Annotated in this window: 17 protein-coding genes and 1 riboswitch; of the genes, 1 reads left to right on the top strand and 16 read right to left on the bottom strand. The window is 29.1% G+C overall.

Features of this window, described 5'->3' with window-relative positions; all coding sequences use genetic code 11:
- Window positions 1-10: 10 nt before the first annotated feature.
- From aroA to SY27_RS13190, 12 genes are all read right to left on the bottom strand, one after another.
- On the bottom strand, window positions 11-1,237 hold the full coding sequence (gene aroA, locus SY27_RS13245; protein WP_045971042.1) for a 3-phosphoshikimate 1-carboxyvinyltransferase: 1,227 nt from the start codon (window positions 1,235-1,237) through the stop codon (window positions 11-13).
- Complete coding sequence (locus tag SY27_RS13240; RefSeq protein ID WP_045971040.1) at window positions 1,237-1,563, bottom strand: multidrug efflux SMR transporter; 327 nt, start codon at window positions 1,561-1,563, stop codon at window positions 1,237-1,239. The genes aroA and SY27_RS13240 overlap by 1 nt, the downstream gene beginning before the upstream one ends.
- 1 nt (window position 1,564) lies before the next feature.
- Complete coding sequence (locus SY27_RS13235; RefSeq protein WP_045971038.1) at window positions 1,565-1,891, bottom strand: nucleotide pyrophosphohydrolase; 327 nt, start codon at window positions 1,889-1,891, stop codon at window positions 1,565-1,567.
- 4 nt (window positions 1,892-1,895) lie between these two features.
- Window positions 1,896-3,839: a DUF3857 domain-containing protein gene (locus SY27_RS13230; RefSeq protein ID WP_045971036.1), complete on the bottom strand. Its 1,944-nt coding sequence runs from the start codon at window positions 3,837-3,839 to the stop codon at window positions 1,896-1,898.
- The gene (locus SY27_RS13225; RefSeq protein ID WP_045971034.1) at window positions 3,839-5,743 is read right to left on the bottom strand and encodes a DUF3857 domain-containing protein; all 1,905 of its coding nucleotides are present in this window, start codon (window positions 5,741-5,743) and stop codon (window positions 3,839-3,841) included. The genes SY27_RS13230 and SY27_RS13225 overlap by 1 nt, the downstream gene beginning before the upstream one ends.
- 21 nt (window positions 5,744-5,764) lie before the next feature.
- A complete protein-coding gene (gene dtd, locus SY27_RS13220) occupies window positions 5,765-6,217 on the bottom strand; it encodes a D-aminoacyl-tRNA deacylase (RefSeq protein WP_045971032.1) in 453 nt (150 codons plus the stop codon).
- Between the two features lie 3 nt (window positions 6,218-6,220).
- Window positions 6,221-7,204 carry a ribosome small subunit-dependent GTPase A gene (gene rsgA, locus SY27_RS13215; protein ID WP_045971029.1) on the bottom strand — a complete coding sequence of 328 codons (984 nt, stop codon included), beginning with the start codon at window positions 7,202-7,204 and terminating at the stop codon, window positions 6,221-6,223.
- 87 nt (window positions 7,205-7,291) lie between these two features.
- Window positions 7,292-7,813, bottom strand: coding sequence for a hypothetical protein (locus SY27_RS13210; protein ID WP_045971027.1), 522 nt, complete (start codon window positions 7,811-7,813; stop codon window positions 7,292-7,294).
- A gap of 86 nt (window positions 7,814-7,899) precedes the next feature.
- The gene (locus SY27_RS13205; protein ID WP_045971179.1) at window positions 7,900-8,982 is read right to left on the bottom strand and encodes a bifunctional 3-deoxy-7-phosphoheptulonate synthase/chorismate mutase type II; all 1,083 of its coding nucleotides are present in this window, start codon (window positions 8,980-8,982) and stop codon (window positions 7,900-7,902) included.
- A gap of 71 nt (window positions 8,983-9,053) precedes the next feature.
- Window positions 9,054-9,893, bottom strand: a complete 840-nt coding sequence (locus tag SY27_RS13200; RefSeq protein WP_045971024.1) for a prephenate dehydrogenase — start codon at window positions 9,891-9,893, stop codon at window positions 9,054-9,056.
- Window positions 9,894-9,928: 35 nt separating this feature from the next.
- Window positions 9,929-11,074, bottom strand: a complete 1,146-nt coding sequence (locus SY27_RS13195) for a pyridoxal phosphate-dependent aminotransferase (protein ID WP_045971022.1) — start codon at window positions 11,072-11,074, stop codon at window positions 9,929-9,931.
- Window positions 11,071-11,898, bottom strand: coding sequence for a prephenate dehydratase (locus tag SY27_RS13190; RefSeq protein ID WP_045971020.1), 828 nt, complete (start codon window positions 11,896-11,898; stop codon window positions 11,071-11,073). Before SY27_RS13190 ends, SY27_RS13195 begins: the two co-directional genes overlap by 4 nt.
- A gap of 268 nt (window positions 11,899-12,166) precedes the next feature.
- On the opposite strand from SY27_RS13190, the gene gldA reads away from it, so the two are divergent.
- Window positions 12,167-13,069: a gliding motility-associated ABC transporter ATP-binding subunit GldA gene (gldA, locus tag SY27_RS13185; protein WP_045971018.1), complete on the top strand. Its 903-nt coding sequence runs from the start codon at window positions 12,167-12,169 to the stop codon at window positions 13,067-13,069.
- A 74-nt stretch (window positions 13,070-13,143) separates the two neighbouring features.
- Here gldA and SY27_RS13180 read toward each other — a convergent pair whose 3' ends face one another.
- From SY27_RS13180 to SY27_RS13165, 4 genes are all read right to left on the bottom strand, one after another.
- A complete protein-coding gene (locus tag SY27_RS13180; protein ID WP_045971016.1) occupies window positions 13,144-13,533 on the bottom strand; it encodes a M48 family metallopeptidase in 390 nt (129 codons plus the stop codon).
- Between the two features lie 253 nt (window positions 13,534-13,786).
- Window positions 13,787-14,743 carry a methylenetetrahydrofolate reductase [NAD(P)H] gene (metF, locus tag SY27_RS13175; RefSeq protein ID WP_045971014.1) on the bottom strand — a complete coding sequence of 319 codons (957 nt, stop codon included), beginning with the start codon at window positions 14,741-14,743 and terminating at the stop codon, window positions 13,787-13,789.
- 70 nt (window positions 14,744-14,813) lie between these two features.
- A complete protein-coding gene (gene metH, locus SY27_RS13170; RefSeq protein ID WP_045971012.1) occupies window positions 14,814-17,495 on the bottom strand; it encodes a methionine synthase in 2,682 nt (893 codons plus the stop codon).
- A complete protein-coding gene (locus tag SY27_RS13165; protein ID WP_045971010.1) occupies window positions 17,495-18,484 on the bottom strand; it encodes a homocysteine S-methyltransferase family protein in 990 nt (329 codons plus the stop codon). The genes metH and SY27_RS13165 overlap by 1 nt, the downstream gene beginning before the upstream one ends.
- A gap of 221 nt (window positions 18,485-18,705) precedes the next feature.
- Window positions 18,706-18,835, bottom strand: a riboswitch (SAM riboswitch).
- Window positions 18,836-18,859: the final 24 nt, after the last annotated feature.

The raw sequence follows: 18,859 nt of genomic DNA, 5'->3' as shown, positions 1-18,859 counted from the left end.
TTTTTATTCTTTAAATTTCTTCCATCTTAAAACCAATTTTTTCCAAGTCATTCCAAAAATCTGGATATGATTTTGAGACTACTTCAGAATCTTCAATAACTATTGAAGTTTTTAATGCTAATGGAGCAAAAGCCATAGCCATTCTATGATCTTGATATGTTGCTATTTTACAATTTGCTATAACATTATTAGATGATTCTAAAATTAAACTATCATTGGTAACTAAAATTAGCGCACCTAATTTAGATAATTCTGTTTTTAATGCCTCTAATCGATCGGTTTCTTTAATTTTTAAAGTATGTAATCCTGTTAGATGACATTTAATTCCTAATCCGAAACAAGTTACAGCAATAGTCTGAGCTATATCAGGCGAAGATTGTAAATTATGAGTCACATATTGGATTGGATTTTGTTTCTTTTTAACTAAAACTATTGAATTATTTATGAATTTTGTTTCAACTCCAAAATCTTTATATATATCGACCAAAACAGAATCCCCTTGTAAACTATTTGCTTTATAGCTTAACAATTCAATACTAGTTCCTTCTTTAGACAACGCAACAATTGAATAAAAATAAGACGCAGATGACCAATCACTTTCTATTACAAATCGATATTTTTGAATTTCTGTTTTTGGATTTACCTTTATTATATTCTCTTCAAAAGACGCTTCAATACCAATTTCTTCTAAAAGCTCTAAAGTCATTTTTATATAAGGAACAGATGTAATTTCTCCTTCCAAAACAAGCTCTAACCCATTTTCTAATTTTGGAGCAATTAATAATAAAGCTGAAATATATTGACTACTAACATTTGCTTTTAAAGTAACTTTACTCTTTTCTAATCTCTGTCCTCTAATTTTAATTGGCGGAAACCCATCATTTTCTTCATAAGAGATTTCAGCACCTATTTGCCTTAAAGCATCTACTAATATTTTTATTGGTCTTTCTTTCATTCTTGAAGAACCAGTAAGTATTATTTCTTTTCCTTCTTGAATTGAAAAATAAGCTGTAAGAAATCTCATTGCAGTTCCTGCATGATGAATATCTTTAATCTTTTCATCTCTAGACAACGCATTAGTCATCATTTCTGAATCATCAGAATTTGAAATATTTTCTAAGTCAATATTTGGATATAAAGCTTTCAGTAGCAATAATCTATTTGTCTCTGATTTAGATCCTGTAATTGCAATTCTTGACTTGCTATCTAAAATAGCTGTGTTTAATTTTATATTCATTATTTAGAGACCATTTTTAATCCTACAAGCGACAAAATTAAAGTTGTTAAAAAGAAAATTCTCCAAAAATATGCTGGTTCTTTAAAAACAATAATTCCAACCAACACACTTCCTACTGCTCCGATTCCTGTCCAAACAGCATACGCCGTTCCAATAGGCAATTCCTTTGTGGCTTTTACTAACAATATCATACTAATAGATAAACAAATTAAAAAACCTAGATACCAAAACAAAGAGGTGTTTCCAGTTGTTTCTTTTGCCTTTCCTAAACATGCTGCAAATCCTACTTCAAATAGTCCTGCAATAATTAATAAAATCCAGCTCAATTTATTTTAATTTTTGATTATTATGATGACGATCGTGGTCTCTTTTAGACTTTATATCCATTTTTTTATCAAAAGCAGCTTGCAAATCTATACCTGTTTGATTTGCTAAACACAACACAACAAAAACAACATCTGCTAATTCTTCCCCTAAATCTTTATTTTTATCCGATTCTTTTTCAGATTGTTCTCCATAACGACGAGCTATAATTCTGGCTACCTCACCTACTTCTTCCGTCAATTGAGCCATATTTGTTAATTCATTAAAATAGCGAACACCGTGTTCGTTTATCCAATTATCAACTTCTTGTTGTGCGTTTTTAATATTCATATTGTTATTTCTTTTTCAAGATTACTTTTTCTGCTTGTTTTTCTACCATCATTTTAAAAAAGTTTTTCAATGCAGGATAAGCGTCTGATGGGATATAAAAAGCATTGATATCTAAATTTACGACTAACTGAAGACTATTCCCTTTATGCGAAATAATATATTTAAATGCTCCATAATTATTTTCCATAGAAACATTTAATGCTGTTGGCATATACTCAACTTCATACCCTTCAGGTATTTTTAAAGATATGTTATATGTGTCTTTTATTGGAAATTGAAAATCAATAGGATATTTTCTAGTGTCAACTTTAAAAGGATTTTCTTCAAGTGTAAAGAACAGCAATGGTGATATATACATTTTATCTCCTATTGTTTCTACAACATTAGTTTCTTTAAATGAATACAACTCTACAATTGGTTTTTCTAAATCTTTTACATTATCTACTTTATACTCCTCAATTTCAATTCCTTTATATCTATTTTCTAATTTCTCTATATAGCTATCTTCCGAAACTGAACCGTAATTTTCTCTGTGTAAAAATGAATTATAATCTGTCAACTGTCTTCTTAACTTTCCACTAATATTTCCTTCACTATCAATTTCTCCAAGAACAATTATATTATCTTTTGATACAGGAACATTTAATAGATCAATTTCACTAGAACTTCCTCTTTCTCTCATAATTCTTCCACTCCAATTTACTGCTCTTAATGGCAACATATCAATTGCTACATTTTTATTAGTTGCATCTAACAAAATAACATCATCTAAAACTTCTACTCCTGCTACAACATAATTAAATGCTGATCGATTTGGGAATAAGGCAATTCCATTTTTTCTTGTACTTAGTAATATTGGACTTGCATCAATTCCTGCTTCTTTTAACATTGCAACTAAAATTAAATTAATTTCTGCAACATTTCCTGTTTTTTGTTTGTATGCTCTTCTTACCCCTTCATCTGCATAAACTCCGTACTTTTCATTCCAAGACATCCTGTTTTGTACAAACTTAAATATTGCCGCAATCTTTTCTTCGTTAGTTGTTAGATTATTAATGATTATTTTTAAATCATCATCAAAATAGGATTTACTTTTTAATTCACTCCCAAAACTTTCATTATCATATATGCTTTTAACTACATCATCCCACCCAACTGCAATATTTCTTATAGGTTCTCTTGGATAAGAAATAGAGACTAATTCACATTTTAAAATAGATGTATAATTATCGATATTTGTGATAAAACCTTCTTCTTTAAGAGCTGGAACATTATCAATTTTATAAGTGTATTTTTCTTGCGCAAATGAACCAGTTGAAATTCCTAAATTTTCAACGTTTACTTTTTCATAACCTGTTACTATAGTTCTATATTTAAAATATTCTGGTATATAAACATTATATTCAACATAATTTATTGGAATTTCTTTTTGAAAATACCAATCATTAAAATTTGTTATATATGGAGATCTTAATGTATAAGAATATTCTATAATTGAACCTTCTTTAACCTGAGGCATTGTTATTTTTTTAACTTTTGTGCTTTTATTTACCTCTTCCTTAAACTCACCATCTGATTTTAACTTAGTTTTTTGAATTTTTCCATCAACTAAATTATATGTTACAGCATCTCTAAAGTGAAGTGTTTCTTCTTTAGTTCCTCCTACGTAATAATAGACTTGCTGGTTTGCATAATCAAATCCTTCTTTTTTATATATTTTAAATTTATATTTCACTTCTGTCACTAAAGTCCATTCACCTTCATTGTTTAACTCAAACTTAGTGTCTCCTTTTTTAAAAAGTATAGCAGCAGAGGCAGAAGAATCTATTGGGTGTCTTGATTCTTTCAATTCTTCAATTGTAACTTTTCCTAATTCATATTTCTGAGAGAACAGATTACTTGTAAATAGCCCTAATATTAAAATCAGGATAAGGGTGTTAAATTTCATTATATTTTCTTTTGAGTTAGTACAATTTTAGAGTTGTCATTTTTAGCTATTTTTTCACGAAATATTCTATACTCTTCGTATTCTTCTTTGCTGTAATTTCCAGAATTAATAGTTAATCTTCTTTTCAGTTTTAGTTTATTTGTTTCTATCTTTTCTATTTCTAATGAATAATCCCCAAATTTACTTTCAATTTTCATTACTTCTGGCAAAAATTCTATTTCATATGTATCTGGCAAAACAACATCCACTACATCATTATCATGAAATCCTCTAGAAATTTGAAATGCATTTTTTCTATCTCTATATTTTTTAGGAATGTTTGTGCTTCTATTAAATACATTGACTGGAAAAAAAATAGAATTTCCCGCAGTTGTAACATATTTATTCGATTTAATATTTAATTTCTCTATTAATTCTATTTTTTCTTGGTCGTTTTCAATTTTTAGATTACTTATTTCTAAACTATTTATCCATGAAAATCGTTCTTTATAATGCTTTAATAACTTATCATTATTATCCATTCTTGTTAGAAAAGCTTTATTATCATATTGAATCCCTCCTGATTTAATTTCTACGCTTCCTACCAAATCTCCATTATCTTTTACAATATAATTTCCTATAGTATTTTGATAGCTATCAATTGCTTTAAAACCATTTGTTTTTAAAATAAAGCCTCCTTCTGGTTTAATCATTAAAGCATATCTATCATCTGTAAAATCTCCTCCAAAAGCAAATGGATTTGTTTGACTTGTACACTCTAAAAAGTAATTTTTATTTTCATAAGGTAGTGTCAGTATTACATGATTACCTTGTTTCGAAACAAAATCTTTATCGAAGCTTTTTTTGTCTGAATCCCCATAAATAACTGTATAAAAAGCTTTAACATCTACTTTCTCTAGCAAGATTCTAGTATAATTTGACAAAGCTTTACAATCTCCATATCCTAATTTGTCTACATCTTTAACTGACATTGGCTTCCAACCTCCTATTCCTAATTGAATACTAACATATCGCGTTTTATTTTGAACATATTTATAAATGATTTTAGCTTTTTCAATTGGATTTTCAACGTCTTGAGTCAAAGATTTAATTTCCGCTAAGGTTTCTGGTTTAATTTCTGTATCATCATTAACTAATTCTTTATACCATATTTTTCCAAATTCCTCCCACGATTTTGCACTTCCTTCTACTCCTTCTAGTGAAAACTTCTCAAGACTAAACAATACTTTTGGCATAAATTCATCAAAAGATGGTGAATAATCTTCAGGTTTTTCTGCCGTTATATTCTCTACGACATAGCTTAATGTATTTCCCTCTTCACTCTTTTCTACATTGTAACTTCCTAAGTTTAATTCTTTGTACTTAAACCCTAATTCTGGTATATATGTAATTTTAAATTCTGATTTCTCTACTGCTTCATAATAATCATCAATTGGGTACCAACTTGGAATAAATGCTGTATTTGAACTTGTTACATCACTTTCATAAACTATTGTAAACGGATATTGAGTTGGAGTATAATCAAGATACACAACTCTTCCGTCTGTTAGAATTGAAAAACCATCTGCAACACTTTGATCTTTAAAATCTTTTCTTCTAATTTTCTTTATTTCTTTCCCTGTTAAATCGTAAATAATTGCCTGAATACTATTCACGCTTTCTGAATTACTATAATATTCTTTTGCATCAATATTTTTTAATCCATATTCATTAAAAACAGAAATTATTTTTTTCTTTTTTATTCTATATGATTTTTGAGAATTAACAACTATCTCAATATTTTGATGACGAACAACACTATTTGCTTTTTCTTTAAGTTCTTTAGAAACCGTTAAAGAACTTAAATCATTTTGAGAAAAAGTAGTTGTAATTATTAGCAAAAAGAGCAGTATATTTAATTTCATGTTTAGAAAAATATTTGTTTTTTATTCTTTGTTTTTAGTGTCAATTATAATTGTTACTGGTCCATCATTGATTAATGATACTTTCATGTCTGCTCCAAATTTCCCTGTTTGTATTTTTTTTCCCAATTCGGTTTCCATTTGTTTTACAAATAATTCATATAATGGGATTGCTATTTCAGGTTTTGCTGCTTTTATATAACTTGGTCTATTCCCTTTTTTTGTTAAAGCATGAAGCGTAAACTGGCTTACTACAATCATTTCTCCTTTAACATCCTTTAATGAAAGGTTCATAATATTATTATCGTCTTCAAAAATTCTAAGATTTCCCATTTTTGATGTCAACCAATTGATATCGTCAATAGTATCTAAATCTTCAATTCCAATTAATACTAATAATCCCTTTTTTATATCTGCTACTATTTTTTTTTCTATTCTTACTGAGGCTTCAGAAACTCTTTGAATTACTACTCTCATTTATTATTCTGATTTTCTAGTTTCATCACTCGCTTTTCTATCTTCCGCATAATCATCTGCTCTATAATGTTCATCATCTCCTTCTAAAATTTGCAAATAACTTTTATATCTTGACCATGAGATTTCATCTTTCTCTAATGCTTTTTTTACTGCGCAATGAGGTTCTTCCTTATGTAAACAGTTATTAAATTTACAACCTTCTTTTAATGCAAAAAATTCTGGGAAATAATCTCCTATTTCTTGTTTTTCCATATCTACAACTCCAAAACCTCTTATTCCTGGTGTATCAATTATTTTTGCTCCAAAAGACAGGTCAAACATCTCTGCAAAAGTTGTAGTATGTTGTCCTTGTAAATGTGAATCTGAAATTTGTTTCGTTTTTAAATTCAAGGTTGGTTCCAATGCGTTAACTAATGTTGATTTTCCAACACCAGAATGACCAGAAAACATTGAAACTTTATTCATCATCATTTTTTTAAGATTTTCTAATCCTTTGTTTTCTTTTGCTGAAACTCTTAAAATTTTATATCCAATACTTTCATAAGTATATTGCAAAAACAACTGTTCATCTAATGTTTCTTCATTAAATGTATCTATTTTATTAAAAACCAAAACAGCTTCAATTCCATAAGCTTCTGCTGTTACTAAAAATCTATCTATAAAACTCGTAGTAGTTGGCGGATTATTAATCGTAACTAATAAAAAAACAATATCAATATTTGAAGCAATGATGTGAGTTTGCTTAGAAAGATTTACTGATTTTCTAACAATATAGTTTTTTCTATCATGGATATTATTAATTACTCCTGTAGTTTCATCAGTTGTATTTTCAATATCATAATCAACTATATCTCCCACAGCAATTGGATTAGTACTCTTAATCCCTTTTATTCTAAACTTGCCTTTTATGCGACAATCTAAGAAACTACCGTCTTTTGTTTTTACGGTGTACCAACTTCCTGTAGACTTGTAAACGATTCCTGTCATTTCACAAAGATATTGTAACTTTTTAATTAAATAAAAAAGGTTGCTAAAAAAGCAACCTTAATTTAGTATAAAAAAACATATTGTTTCTTAATATTTGTAAGCAACTCCTTTTTTAACAGCTTGTGAACCACCTAAACGATTAGAACTAGCTCCAACTGTTGTTTTATCAGAAGTTAATAAAATAAACGCACATCCTAATTTTGCCGCATCCATTTTTAATTTTTTCTCTGCTTTTTTATCTCCAGTATTTCCTGTTTGAAAATTAATTAATCCTGTTTTCCCTCTTACTTCATCCACTTTTTTAAGACCTGCGATATAGCTTTTCTCTTCCAAGATAACTACTTTCTCCCAATCTTTCTCACTGTTAATTACAATTTTCTCTGTTACTTCTTCTTCACGTCCACTTGTTCCATAAACAATTTTTTCAATTGCATATTTCCCAATTGTATTTTCTGCTTCTTCTCCGTTATACACAAAAACAATGGTATACTCTTCCACTTTTTTTACTTTTCCTTCTACAACTTCACCATTGTGTTTGTAGATTTTGTCTGCTTGTGCATTTGCTAAAAAACTAGCAAAAAAAACCGCTAATAAAATAATTTTCTTCATGTGTTAAAACTTTTAATTTAATATTATTTTTTTTTAAAATGCAATATTACAATTATTGTGCCAGAAAAAAATTACGAAAACAATAATTATTTATTAACAATTCTTTCCTGATGATTAATACTTTCTTGATGAATTGCTTTGTATAATTTTAAAATGAATTCTTCACTCAGTCCTTTTTCTTCTCCTGTTAAAATCATTTTTCCTAAAATTTCGTTCCATCGCTTATTTTGAAGAATGGCCACGTTTTTAGATTTTTTAAGCTGCCCTATCTCATCTGCAATTCGCATACGATTTCCTATAACTTCAATAATTTTATCATCATAAGTATCTATCTGCGCTCTTAGTTGTAGTAATTTATTATTATACTCTGTTTCTTCGTCTGTTTCTTTTCTCACTCTCAAATCTACGAACATTCTTTTCAACGTATCAGGTGTAACTTGTTGCGCAGCATCACTCCATGCGTTATCTGGATCATTATGTGTTTCAATAATTAATCCATCAAAATTTAAATCTAATGCTTGTTGAGATACTTCTTGAATCATATCTCTTTTTCCTGTTATATGAGACGGATCACATATTAATGGTAAATCAGGAAAACGATTTTGCATATCAATAGCTATTTGCCATTCTGGATTATTTCTATACTTCGTTTTCTCATAAGTAGAAAATCCTCTATGAATTACGCCTAATTTTTTAATATTAGCATTGTATAATCTTTCTAAACCTCCTATCCATAAGGACAGATCTGGGTTTACAGGATTTTTTAATAATACTATTTTATCTGTTCCTTCTAATGCGTCAGCAATTTCTTGAATAGCAAAAGGATTTACTGCTGTTCGTGCCCCAATCCATAGAACATCGATATCATGTTCTATTGCCAACTGAACGTGATTTGCATTTGCTACTTCTGTTGCCATTAAAAGTCCTGTCTCAGCTTTTGCTTTTTGCAACCACTTTAAACCTATAGCTCCAACTCCTTCAAATCCTCCTGGTCTTGTTCTTGGCTTCCAAATTCCTGCTCTAAAAACAGATACATCAGAATTTTTTAATTCATTTGCTATCTGAAGTACTTGCTCTTCTGTTTCTGCACTACATGGACCAGCAATAACTAATGGATGATCTAGTTTAAAATCATCTAACCATGTTCTCATTTCTTTTTTATTTTCCATATTTCTTTTGTTGTAGGTCGTCTGTTGTGTGTTGTCTGTTTTAAAGCCAATAACACACAACTGATAACAATTTACTTTAATATTTCTTTAATTCTATTTGTATTCTGCATTTCATTGAAAACCTCATCATAATTATCATTTTGAAGTAATTCTTTAAATTTTGTTAAATTTATTATGTATTCATTTAATGTTTCAATTATATTGGTTTTATTTTGCTTGAAAATGGGTGTCCACATAGCTGGTGAACTTTTAGCTAATCGAACCGTACTTTCAAATCCACTTCCTGCCATGTCAAAAATATCTCTTTCGTTTTTTTCTTTTTCAATTACTGTTTTTCCTAGCATAAATGAACTTATATGCGATAAATGTGACACATAAGCAATGTGTTTATCATGTGATTTTGCATCCATATATCTAATTCTCATTCCTAGTTTTTGAAATAAATCTAAAGCCATCTCTTGTTGTTTATAAGCTGTTTTTTCTACTTCACAAATGATGTTAGTTTTGCCTTTAAACAACTCTTTGACTGCTGCATTTGGTCCGGAAAATTCTGTTCCTGCAATTGGATGGGTTGCTAAAAAATTCCTTCTTCTTTTGTGATTTGCAACAACTTCACATATTGGAAATTTGGTTGAACCAACATCAATAACAAGAGCATTATCATTAATCACATTTAAAACTTTTGGCAAAATTACCAAAGCCACGTTAACTGGCACAGCAACGATTACTAAATCTGCGTTAATTAATTTGTCTTCAGTTGATTTTTGGTCAATAATCCCCAATTTTATAGCTTCTTCCAAATTATTTTCACTGGCATCTATTCCAAAAAATATAGCTTTTTTAAAATGTGATTTTAAATCCAAAGCTATTGAGCCTCCAATTAAACCTATTCCTATTATATAAACTTTCATAAAATTCCAATATTAAAAATCCCAACATTTTTTAGTTAAAATCTCGCAATTGCTTCCTTTATTTTATCTTCTGTGACACATAATGAAAAACGAATATATCCATTTCCGTTGCTTCCGAAAATTGTTCCTGGTGTTATGAAAATGTTTTTTTCTATTAATATTTTATCAATAAATATTTCTGAAGACTTTATACGACTTGGTAATTTTGCCCAAACGAATAATCCAACGGAATTTTTAACCACTTCGCATCCTAATTTTTCAGCTAATTGAATTACTAAATCTTTACGTTTTTTGTACACTTTATTTTGGGTTTCAAACCAAGTCTTGTCTAATTTTAAAGCTTCAATTGCTCCTTTTTGAATACCATAAAACATTCCAGAATCCATGTTGCTTTTTACTTTTAGAATTGCTTCTATAAAATTTGGATTTCCTAAAACCATTCCAACTCTCCAACCTGATATATTATAAGTTTTACTTAAGGAATTTAGTTCTATTGCAATGTCTTTAGCATCTTTAACTTGAAGGATTGATGTTGGGTTTTCATTTAAAACAAAACTATATGGATTGTCATTTACAATTAAAATTTTATGTTTTTTTCCAAAAGCAATTAGTTTTTCAAATAATTCTAATGAACCGTTAACTCCTGTTGGCATATGTGGATAACTCACCCACATTAGTTTAACTTTAGATAAGTCTTGTTGTTCTAACTTTTCGAAATCTGGTTGCCAATTGTTTTCATCCTTTAAATCGTAATAAACCGTTTTGGCTTGAACTAATTCCGTAACAGCTGCATAAGTTGGGTATCCTGGATTAGGAATTAAAACTTCATCTCCTTCATTTAAAAAAGCCATTGAAATATGCATAATTCCTTCCTTTGAACCGATTAATGGCAAAATTTCTGAATTAAAATCCAAACCAATCTTAAAATGTGATTGATAAAAGTTTACCATTTCTTTTCTTAATTCTGGTAATCCTTGATAACTTTGGTATTCATGTGCTTTTTCATCAAACATGGCTTTTTGAATGGCTTCAATCACTTTTGGTGAAGGCAACAAATCTGGACTTCCTATTCCCATATTGATGATTGGTTTTCCATCAGCTATTAGTTGACGAACTTCTTTCAGTTTTTTAGAAAAGTAGTATTCTTGTGCCGTATTGAGTCTGTTGGCTGTTGTTATCATAATTTGGCATTTTTGTATTCACCCAAAACTTTAAAATGAGTTGTCATAATCTCTAACAAGCTCTTCGCTTTCTCAAAATGTTTATATTTTTCAAATACTAAATCAACGAAAAAAGCATATTTAAAAGGAGTCTCGATTACAGGCATTGATTGAATTTTAGTCAAATTCAACTTACAATTATTCAAAACATTTAAAACTGTAGCCAAAGCACCTGACGTGTCATCTAACTCAAATTTTATAGACGCTTTTGTTATTAATTCTTTTGAAATTTCTTTGTTTGTAGATTTTAATATTACGAATCTTGTTTTATTACTTTTAATAGTATGAACACCCGAAGCTATTATTTCCAAACTATAAATAGAAGCTGCTACTGGACTAGCTAACGCACCAATTCCTTTTAATTGTTGTTCTTGTATTCTTTGCGCTGTAATTGCTGTATCTGAACTTTCAACTAATTTAATATGCGGATATTCATTGAAGAAATTTGCGCATTGCAGTAAGGCAATAGGATGTGAATGCACTTCCTTAATATCATAAATATTTTGCCCTGGTAGAACCATTAGATTCATATGAATATCTAATAAAAACTCACCTATAATATGTAAATTATTATTATCAATCAATGCATAATTAGGTAATATTGATCCAGCAATAGAATTCTCCAATGCCATTACCGCCTTATCTGAAGTATTAGATTTCAGACTTTTAACTACCTCATTAAAAGAGGAACATTCATTTAACGAAATAGAGCTACCAAAGTATTGATGTGCTACTTGATGATGAAATGATCCCTGAATTCCCTGTATTGCTACTTTTAGTTTCATACGATTTTAAACAAAAAAAATCCCGATTAAAAAATCGGGATTGTATGTTATAATTTATTATTTTCTTACATTAAATAATAGCAAAACAATCCCTTAACTGTCTCCAGAAGAAATAAAAAGAATTGTTAAAATAAAATGTTGTTGTTACTAACATTAGTTGCTATATATTTTGAAGCTGCTAATTTATAAAAAAAAACTTTCTAAAATACTTTTTTAAAAAAATATTTTTAATTTAAAAAACTTTACTTTTGCTAAAACTTGGATTATTATGTCAATAGAAGTTCAAAACATCTCTAAAAACTATGGCACTCAAAAAGCACTAGACACTATTTCTTTTTCAATAAAGAAAGGAGAAATTGTTGGTTTTCTTGGTCCAAATGGCGCCGGAAAATCTACATTAATGAAAATTTTAACTACTTATTTAATTCCAGATTCTGGAACAGCATCTGTAAACAATTTTGATATAGAGACTGCTACAAAATCGGTTCAACAATCTGTTGGTTATTTACCTGAACATAATCCATTATACTTAGATTTATATATTAGAGAATACTTGTCTTTCAATGCTGATGTTTATAAAGTAAAGAAATCTAGAATCGAAGAAGTCATACAACTAACTGGATTAACCCCTGAAAGTAATAAAAAAATAGGTCAACTATCGAAAGGATATAGACAGCGTGTTGGTTTAGCTTGTGCTTTATTGCATGATCCCGAAGTATTAATTTTAGACGAACCTACGACTGGACTAGATCCAAATCAATTAGTTGAAATAAGAGAATTAATAAAAAACATAGGCAAAGACAAAACTGTTTTTTTATCAACTCATATTATGCAAGAGGTTGAAGCTATTTGCAATAGAGTTATTATCATTAATAACGGAAAAATAGTTGAAGACAAAAATTTAAAAACTCTTGTAAAGGAACAAACAAAACAAGTAATTGAAGTAGAATTTGATAAAACTATATCTATTGAAGATTTTAAAATATTCTCAGAGTTAGTTTCTGTAATTAGTTTAAATGAAACAAATTTTGAATTAACATTTGAATCTGAAAAAGACATGAGATCTAAAATATTTGATTTTGCTCAAGACAAGCAATTAAAAATTCTTCAATTAAATTTGAAAAACAAAAACTTAGAACAAATATTTAGAGAGAAAACATCTAAAAAATAAAAAACTATATGCAAAAAAGGTTCCCACTATAATTATAACGTAGGAACCTTTTTTTGTAAAATTTAAAAAAAAAATTAATTTAAAGTCGCATTGTATTTCTGGTAAAGAGAATCTAAATCATCATAAAAAACAGACAAAGCATATTTTGACAATTTAGAATCTAAAACATTATTATAAATAAAGTCTTCTTCATTAAAACCATATTTTGTGATGGCTTTTTTTATATATTTTATTGCTGAATCTTTATCATCTATTTTAAAAAAGCAATTTGCCATTTCTATATAAACATTTTTAAGTTCTAAATCATCAGTATTATTCAAATATTCTTTATACATTTTAATTGCATCAGAATAATTTTCATTCAAACTATATTCTTTTGCTTGAGATAAAAGAGGATCACTTGTATTTGCATAATCAACTTGAAAAACAAATAAAAAAACTAAAATTAGCATAATTTTTTTCATAAATGACTCTATTTTTATTTAACGTAATATTAAGCCATATTTTTCAAATAAGCAAACACTATATTTACAAAGAACCACTATATTTTGCAAAATAATTATATATAGTTGTTAATTTATTAAATAAAATTTATAAAAAATAAATATTTAACAAATTATCATCAATACAACTCAAAAAGAAAGAACCAATTATAAAGAATTCATAAAAATGCATTTTATCTGTAAAAAATGCATTTTAACGATTTAACTATCTTGTTTAAAAAATTTCTTTAGCGATAGTTTTTATGTTGTCTGATTTACCCATAGAATAATAATGCAACACAGGAATTCCTGCTTTTAGCAACTCTTTGCTTTGAGAAATACACCATTCAATCCCTATATCTCTAACACCATCATTATCCTTTGCTTTTATGATTTCATTTATTAAATCATCTGGTAAATCCACTTTAAACCTATGAGGAATTAGATTTAATTGTCTTTTTGTAACAATAGGTTTTAATCCTGGAATAATAGGAACTGTAATTCCAGCAGCACGACATTTGGCTACATAATCAAAGAATTTTTGATTATCAAAGAACATTTGAGTAATAATATAATCCGCTCCATTTTTTATTTTTTGTTTTAAGAAATGAATATCACTATCCATACTTGGGGCTTCCATGTGTTTCTCTGGATATCCTGCTACTCCAATACAAAAATTAGTTTTAGTTGAGTTTTGTAAATCGGAATCCAAATAAAACCCATTATTTAAGTTTGAAATTTGAGTTACTAACTCACCCGCATATTTATTTCCTTCTTTTTCAGGTTTAAAATAAATTTCGCTTTTAACTGCATCTCCACGAAGCGCTACTACATTATCAATTCCTAAAAAATCTAAATCGATTAAAAGATTTTCTGTATCTTCTTTTGTAAAACCACCGCATAAAATATGAGGAATAGCATCTACATTATATTTATTTTGAATGGCTGCACAAATTCCAACTGTTCCTGGTCTTTTTTTAACAATCTTCTTTTGCAAAAGACCATTATCTAATTCTTTATATTCATATTCTTCACGATGATATGTTACATCAATAAACGGAGGATTAAATTCCATTAAAGGATCAATACCATCAAAAATTGATTGAATATTTTGTCCTTTTAAAGGTGGTAATATTTCAAATGAAAACAATGATTTCCCATTTGCATTATGTATATGTTCGGTAACTTTCATTTTATTTATATATTGTGAATTATATGATGTATTTGCAATAACTAAGCCTTATAATTTTAAGAACTCATAATTAATCAGCTATATTAGGATTTAACCATTTTGTAGCTTTTTCAACACTTATACTTCTTCTTTTTGCATAATCAACTACTTGATCTTCTTTTATTTTTCCTAAGCCAAAATATTTACTTTCTGGATTTGCAAAATAATATCCTGAAACTGATGATGCAGGCCACATTGCCATACTTTCTGTAAGAATAACACCTATTTCTTGTTCTACATTTAATAGCTTCCAAATTGTTGGTTTTTCTAAATGATCTGGACAAGCCGGATATCCTGGTGCAGGGCGAATTCCGTTATATTGTTCTTTAATTAATTCGTTATTTGATAAGTTTTCATCAGAAGCATAACCCCAAATTTCTTTTCTTATTTTTAAATGTAAATATTCAGCAAATGCTTCAGCAAACCTATCTCCAAGAGCTTTAACTAGAATAGAATTATAATCATCTAATTCTTTTTCAAACTCTGCTGCTTTTTCATCAACACCAAAGCCAGTACTCACGCAAAAGCATCCTATATAGTCTTGTTTTCCTATTCCTTTTGGAACTATAAAGTCTGACAGTGCAATATTAGGTGCTCCAACCGTTTTAAGAGACTGTTGACGCAAGGTCAGAAATTTAACTAACTCATTTCCATTTTCATCAGAAACTAAAATATCATCATCATTTACTTGATTAGCTGGAAAAACACCATAAATTCCTTTAGCTATAAACCATTTTTCTGAAATTATCTGTTTCAACATTGTTTTTGCATCAAGAAATAAATTTGTTGCTTGCTCACCTACTATCTCATCTGTTAAAATAGCTGGATATTTTCCAAATAATTGCCACGACTGAAAAAAAGGTGTCCAATCTATAAAATCAACCAAATCGGCCAAATCAACTTCTATTGTTTTTGCTCCTATAAAATTAGGTTTAACAGGATTATAATTATCCCAATCTATTTTTATTTTATTTTTTCTTGCCTCTTCAATTGAAAGATAATTTTTATCTCTACTTCTATTTAAATAACCATCTCTTAATTTATCATATTCTTCTCTAATGGTTTTTACATAATTTAGCTTCGTTTCCTTTTGCAACAAATTACTTGCAACCGTAACTGCTCTGGACGCATCATTGACATGAACAACTGTTTCTTTATACTCTGGTGCAATTTTTACTGCTGTATGTGCTCTAGAAGTAGTTGCTCCACCTATCATAATAGGAATTTTTATATTCAATTTATCCATTTCCTTTGCTAAATATACCATTTCATCTAGCGAAGGTGTAATTAAGCCACTCAATCCTATTATATCTACATTTTCACGAATAGCAGTTTCAATAATTTTTTCTGGTGGAACCATAACTCCTAAATCGATAATTTCGAAATTATTACACCCTAAAACTACGGCTACAATATTTTTACCTATATCATGAACATCTCCTTTTACTGTAGCCATTAACACTTTTCCAGCACTTGAAGAATTCCCTGTTTTCTCCGCTTCTATATATGGCAGAAGATAAGCAACTGCTTTTTTCATTACACGAGCTGATTTAACTACTTGAGGCAAGAACATTTTTCCGCTTCCAAATAAATCTCCTACTACATTCATTCCTGCCATTAAGTTAATCTCAATAACTTCAATCGCTTTTACAGCATTTTTTCTTGCTTCTTCAACATCTATTTCAATAAATTCATCTATTCCTTTTACTAACGAATGCGTTAACCTTTCTTGAATTGTTCCACTTCTCCATTCTTGAACTACTTTTTCATTAGATTTAGTTTCTCCAATATAACTTTCTGCTAAATCTAAAAGTCTTTCTGTAGCATCTTCCCTTCTATTTAATAAAACATCCTCAACATGTTCTAATAAATTCTTATCTATTTCATCGTAAATTTCTAACATTTCAGGATTTACGATTCCCATAGTCATTCCATTCTTTATTGCATGAAAAAGGAACGCAGAGTGCATAGCTTCTCTTACTTTATCATTACCTCTAAATGAAAATGAAACATTACTCACTCCGCCTGAAATTCCAGCATAAGGCAAATTTTCACGAATCCATTTTGTAGCTCTGAAAAAATCTAATGCATTCAATTTATGCTCTTCCATTCCAGTTGCAACTGGAAAAATATTAGGATCAAATATGATATCTTCTGCCGGAAAATTAACCTCATCTACCAAAATATCATAAGATCTTTTACAAATTTCTATACGCCTTTCATATGTATCAGCCTGACCTGCTTCATCAAATGCCATTACAATTACAGCCGCACCATATCTTTTAATTAATTTGGCATGATGGATAAAAGCTTCTTTTCCTTCTTTTAATGAGATAGAATTTACAATTCCTTTTCCTTGAATTACTTTTAATCCTGCTTCAATAATTTCCCATTTTGAACTATCCACCATGACAGGAACACGTGCTATATCTGGTTCTGCTGCAATAAGATTTAGAAATTTAGTCATTGCATACACTCCATCAAGCATTCCTTCATCCATATTTATATCGATGATTTGTGCTCCTCCTTCAACTTGGTTTCTAGCAATATCTAAAGCTTCTTCATATTTTTCTTCCCTTATTAACCGAAGAAATTTACGAGATCCTGTTACATTTGTACGCTCTCCAACATTTACAAAATTTGTTTCTGGAGTTACAATTAAAGGTTCTAATCCTGAAAGTTTTAAATATTTTTTACAGTTTCCTTCTTTCATTATGCTTCAACTTCTGTTTTTCTTGGTTTAAATTCTGCCGCTACATCTGCAATTAACTTAATATGCTCTGGAGTTGTTCCACAACATCCTCCTATAATATTTACTAATCCATCTTGTAAATATTCTTTAATTAAAGCTTGCATTTCTTCTGGTGTTTGATCGTATTCTCCAAAAGCATTTGGCAATCCAGCATTTGGATGAGCTGATATATTTAATTGTGTATTATGTGCTAATCTTTTTAAATATGGTTTTAATTGATCTGCTCCTAATGCACAATTGAATCCTACAGACAATAAAGGAATATGTTCTATTGATATTAAAAACCCTTCTACTGTTTGTCCGGATAATGTTCTTCCTGACGCATCCGTTATTGTTCCTGAAACCATTATTGGAATATCTATTCCTCTTTCTTCTTTAACTTCTTCAATTGCAAACAAAGCTGCTTTTGCATTTAATGTGTCGAAAATTGTTTCAACTAACAGTAAATCTGATCCGCCATCTATCAATGCTTCAACTTGCTGTTTATATGCTATTCTTAGTTCGTCGAACGTAACCGCTCTATATCCTGGATCATTAACATCTGGACTCATACTTGCTGTTCTGTTTGTAGGTCCTATTGAACCTGCAACAAAACGTGATTTATCTGTAAACTCATCTGCAACTTGACGTGCTATTTTTGCTGATTCATAATTAAGCTCATACACTAGATCTTCCAAATGATAATCTGCCATCCCTATTGTAGTCCCTGAAAAAGTATTTGTTTCTACAATATCTGCTCCTGCTTGAAAATATAGTCTATGGACTTCTTTTACCGCTTCTGGTTGCGTAATTGACAATAAGTCATTATTTCCTTTTAATGGATGTGGAAAATCTTTGAATCGTTCTCCTCTAAAATCTTCTTCAGAAAAATTATAACGTTGAAGCATTGTTCCCATTGCTCCATCTAGAATGAGAATTCTTTCTTTTATTGCTTGGTTAATTTTTGACATAATTTTTACTTAATCAATTATTGTTCTTGGTTTTTATTTTAACTACAAAACCAAAAAATCCATTAGTTTGTTATTAGCCCTGATGGAAACGATATCCTTTTTCTTGTTTCCTAAAAACAAGAAAAAGATTTAGTGAACAGCAGGAACAAAACATTTTTAAAACACGTAATGTATTTGCTTCAAAAAAATAATATGTTATCTAAAAAAGAGAGAAAAATCTCTGGTTATCTGCTCCTTTTAAACTTTAAACAAAAATTAGTTAGAATTTAAGGATAGAATGTAGCACCTTCTACTAGAATAGGGTTGCTAAGGTTTCACTGGGTCTATTCCCTCCGCCTTTCATGATAACAACATTAAAATTTAAGAACTCTGCAA

Origin of the sequence: Flavobacterium sp. 316, assembly GCF_000967805.1 — a bacterium.
Classification (GTDB): domain Bacteria; phylum Bacteroidota; class Bacteroidia; order Flavobacteriales; family Flavobacteriaceae; genus Flavobacterium; species Flavobacterium sediminilitoris.
Note: the sequence above shows the minus strand (reverse complement) of the source record. Positions and strands in the feature narration are given on the sequence as shown.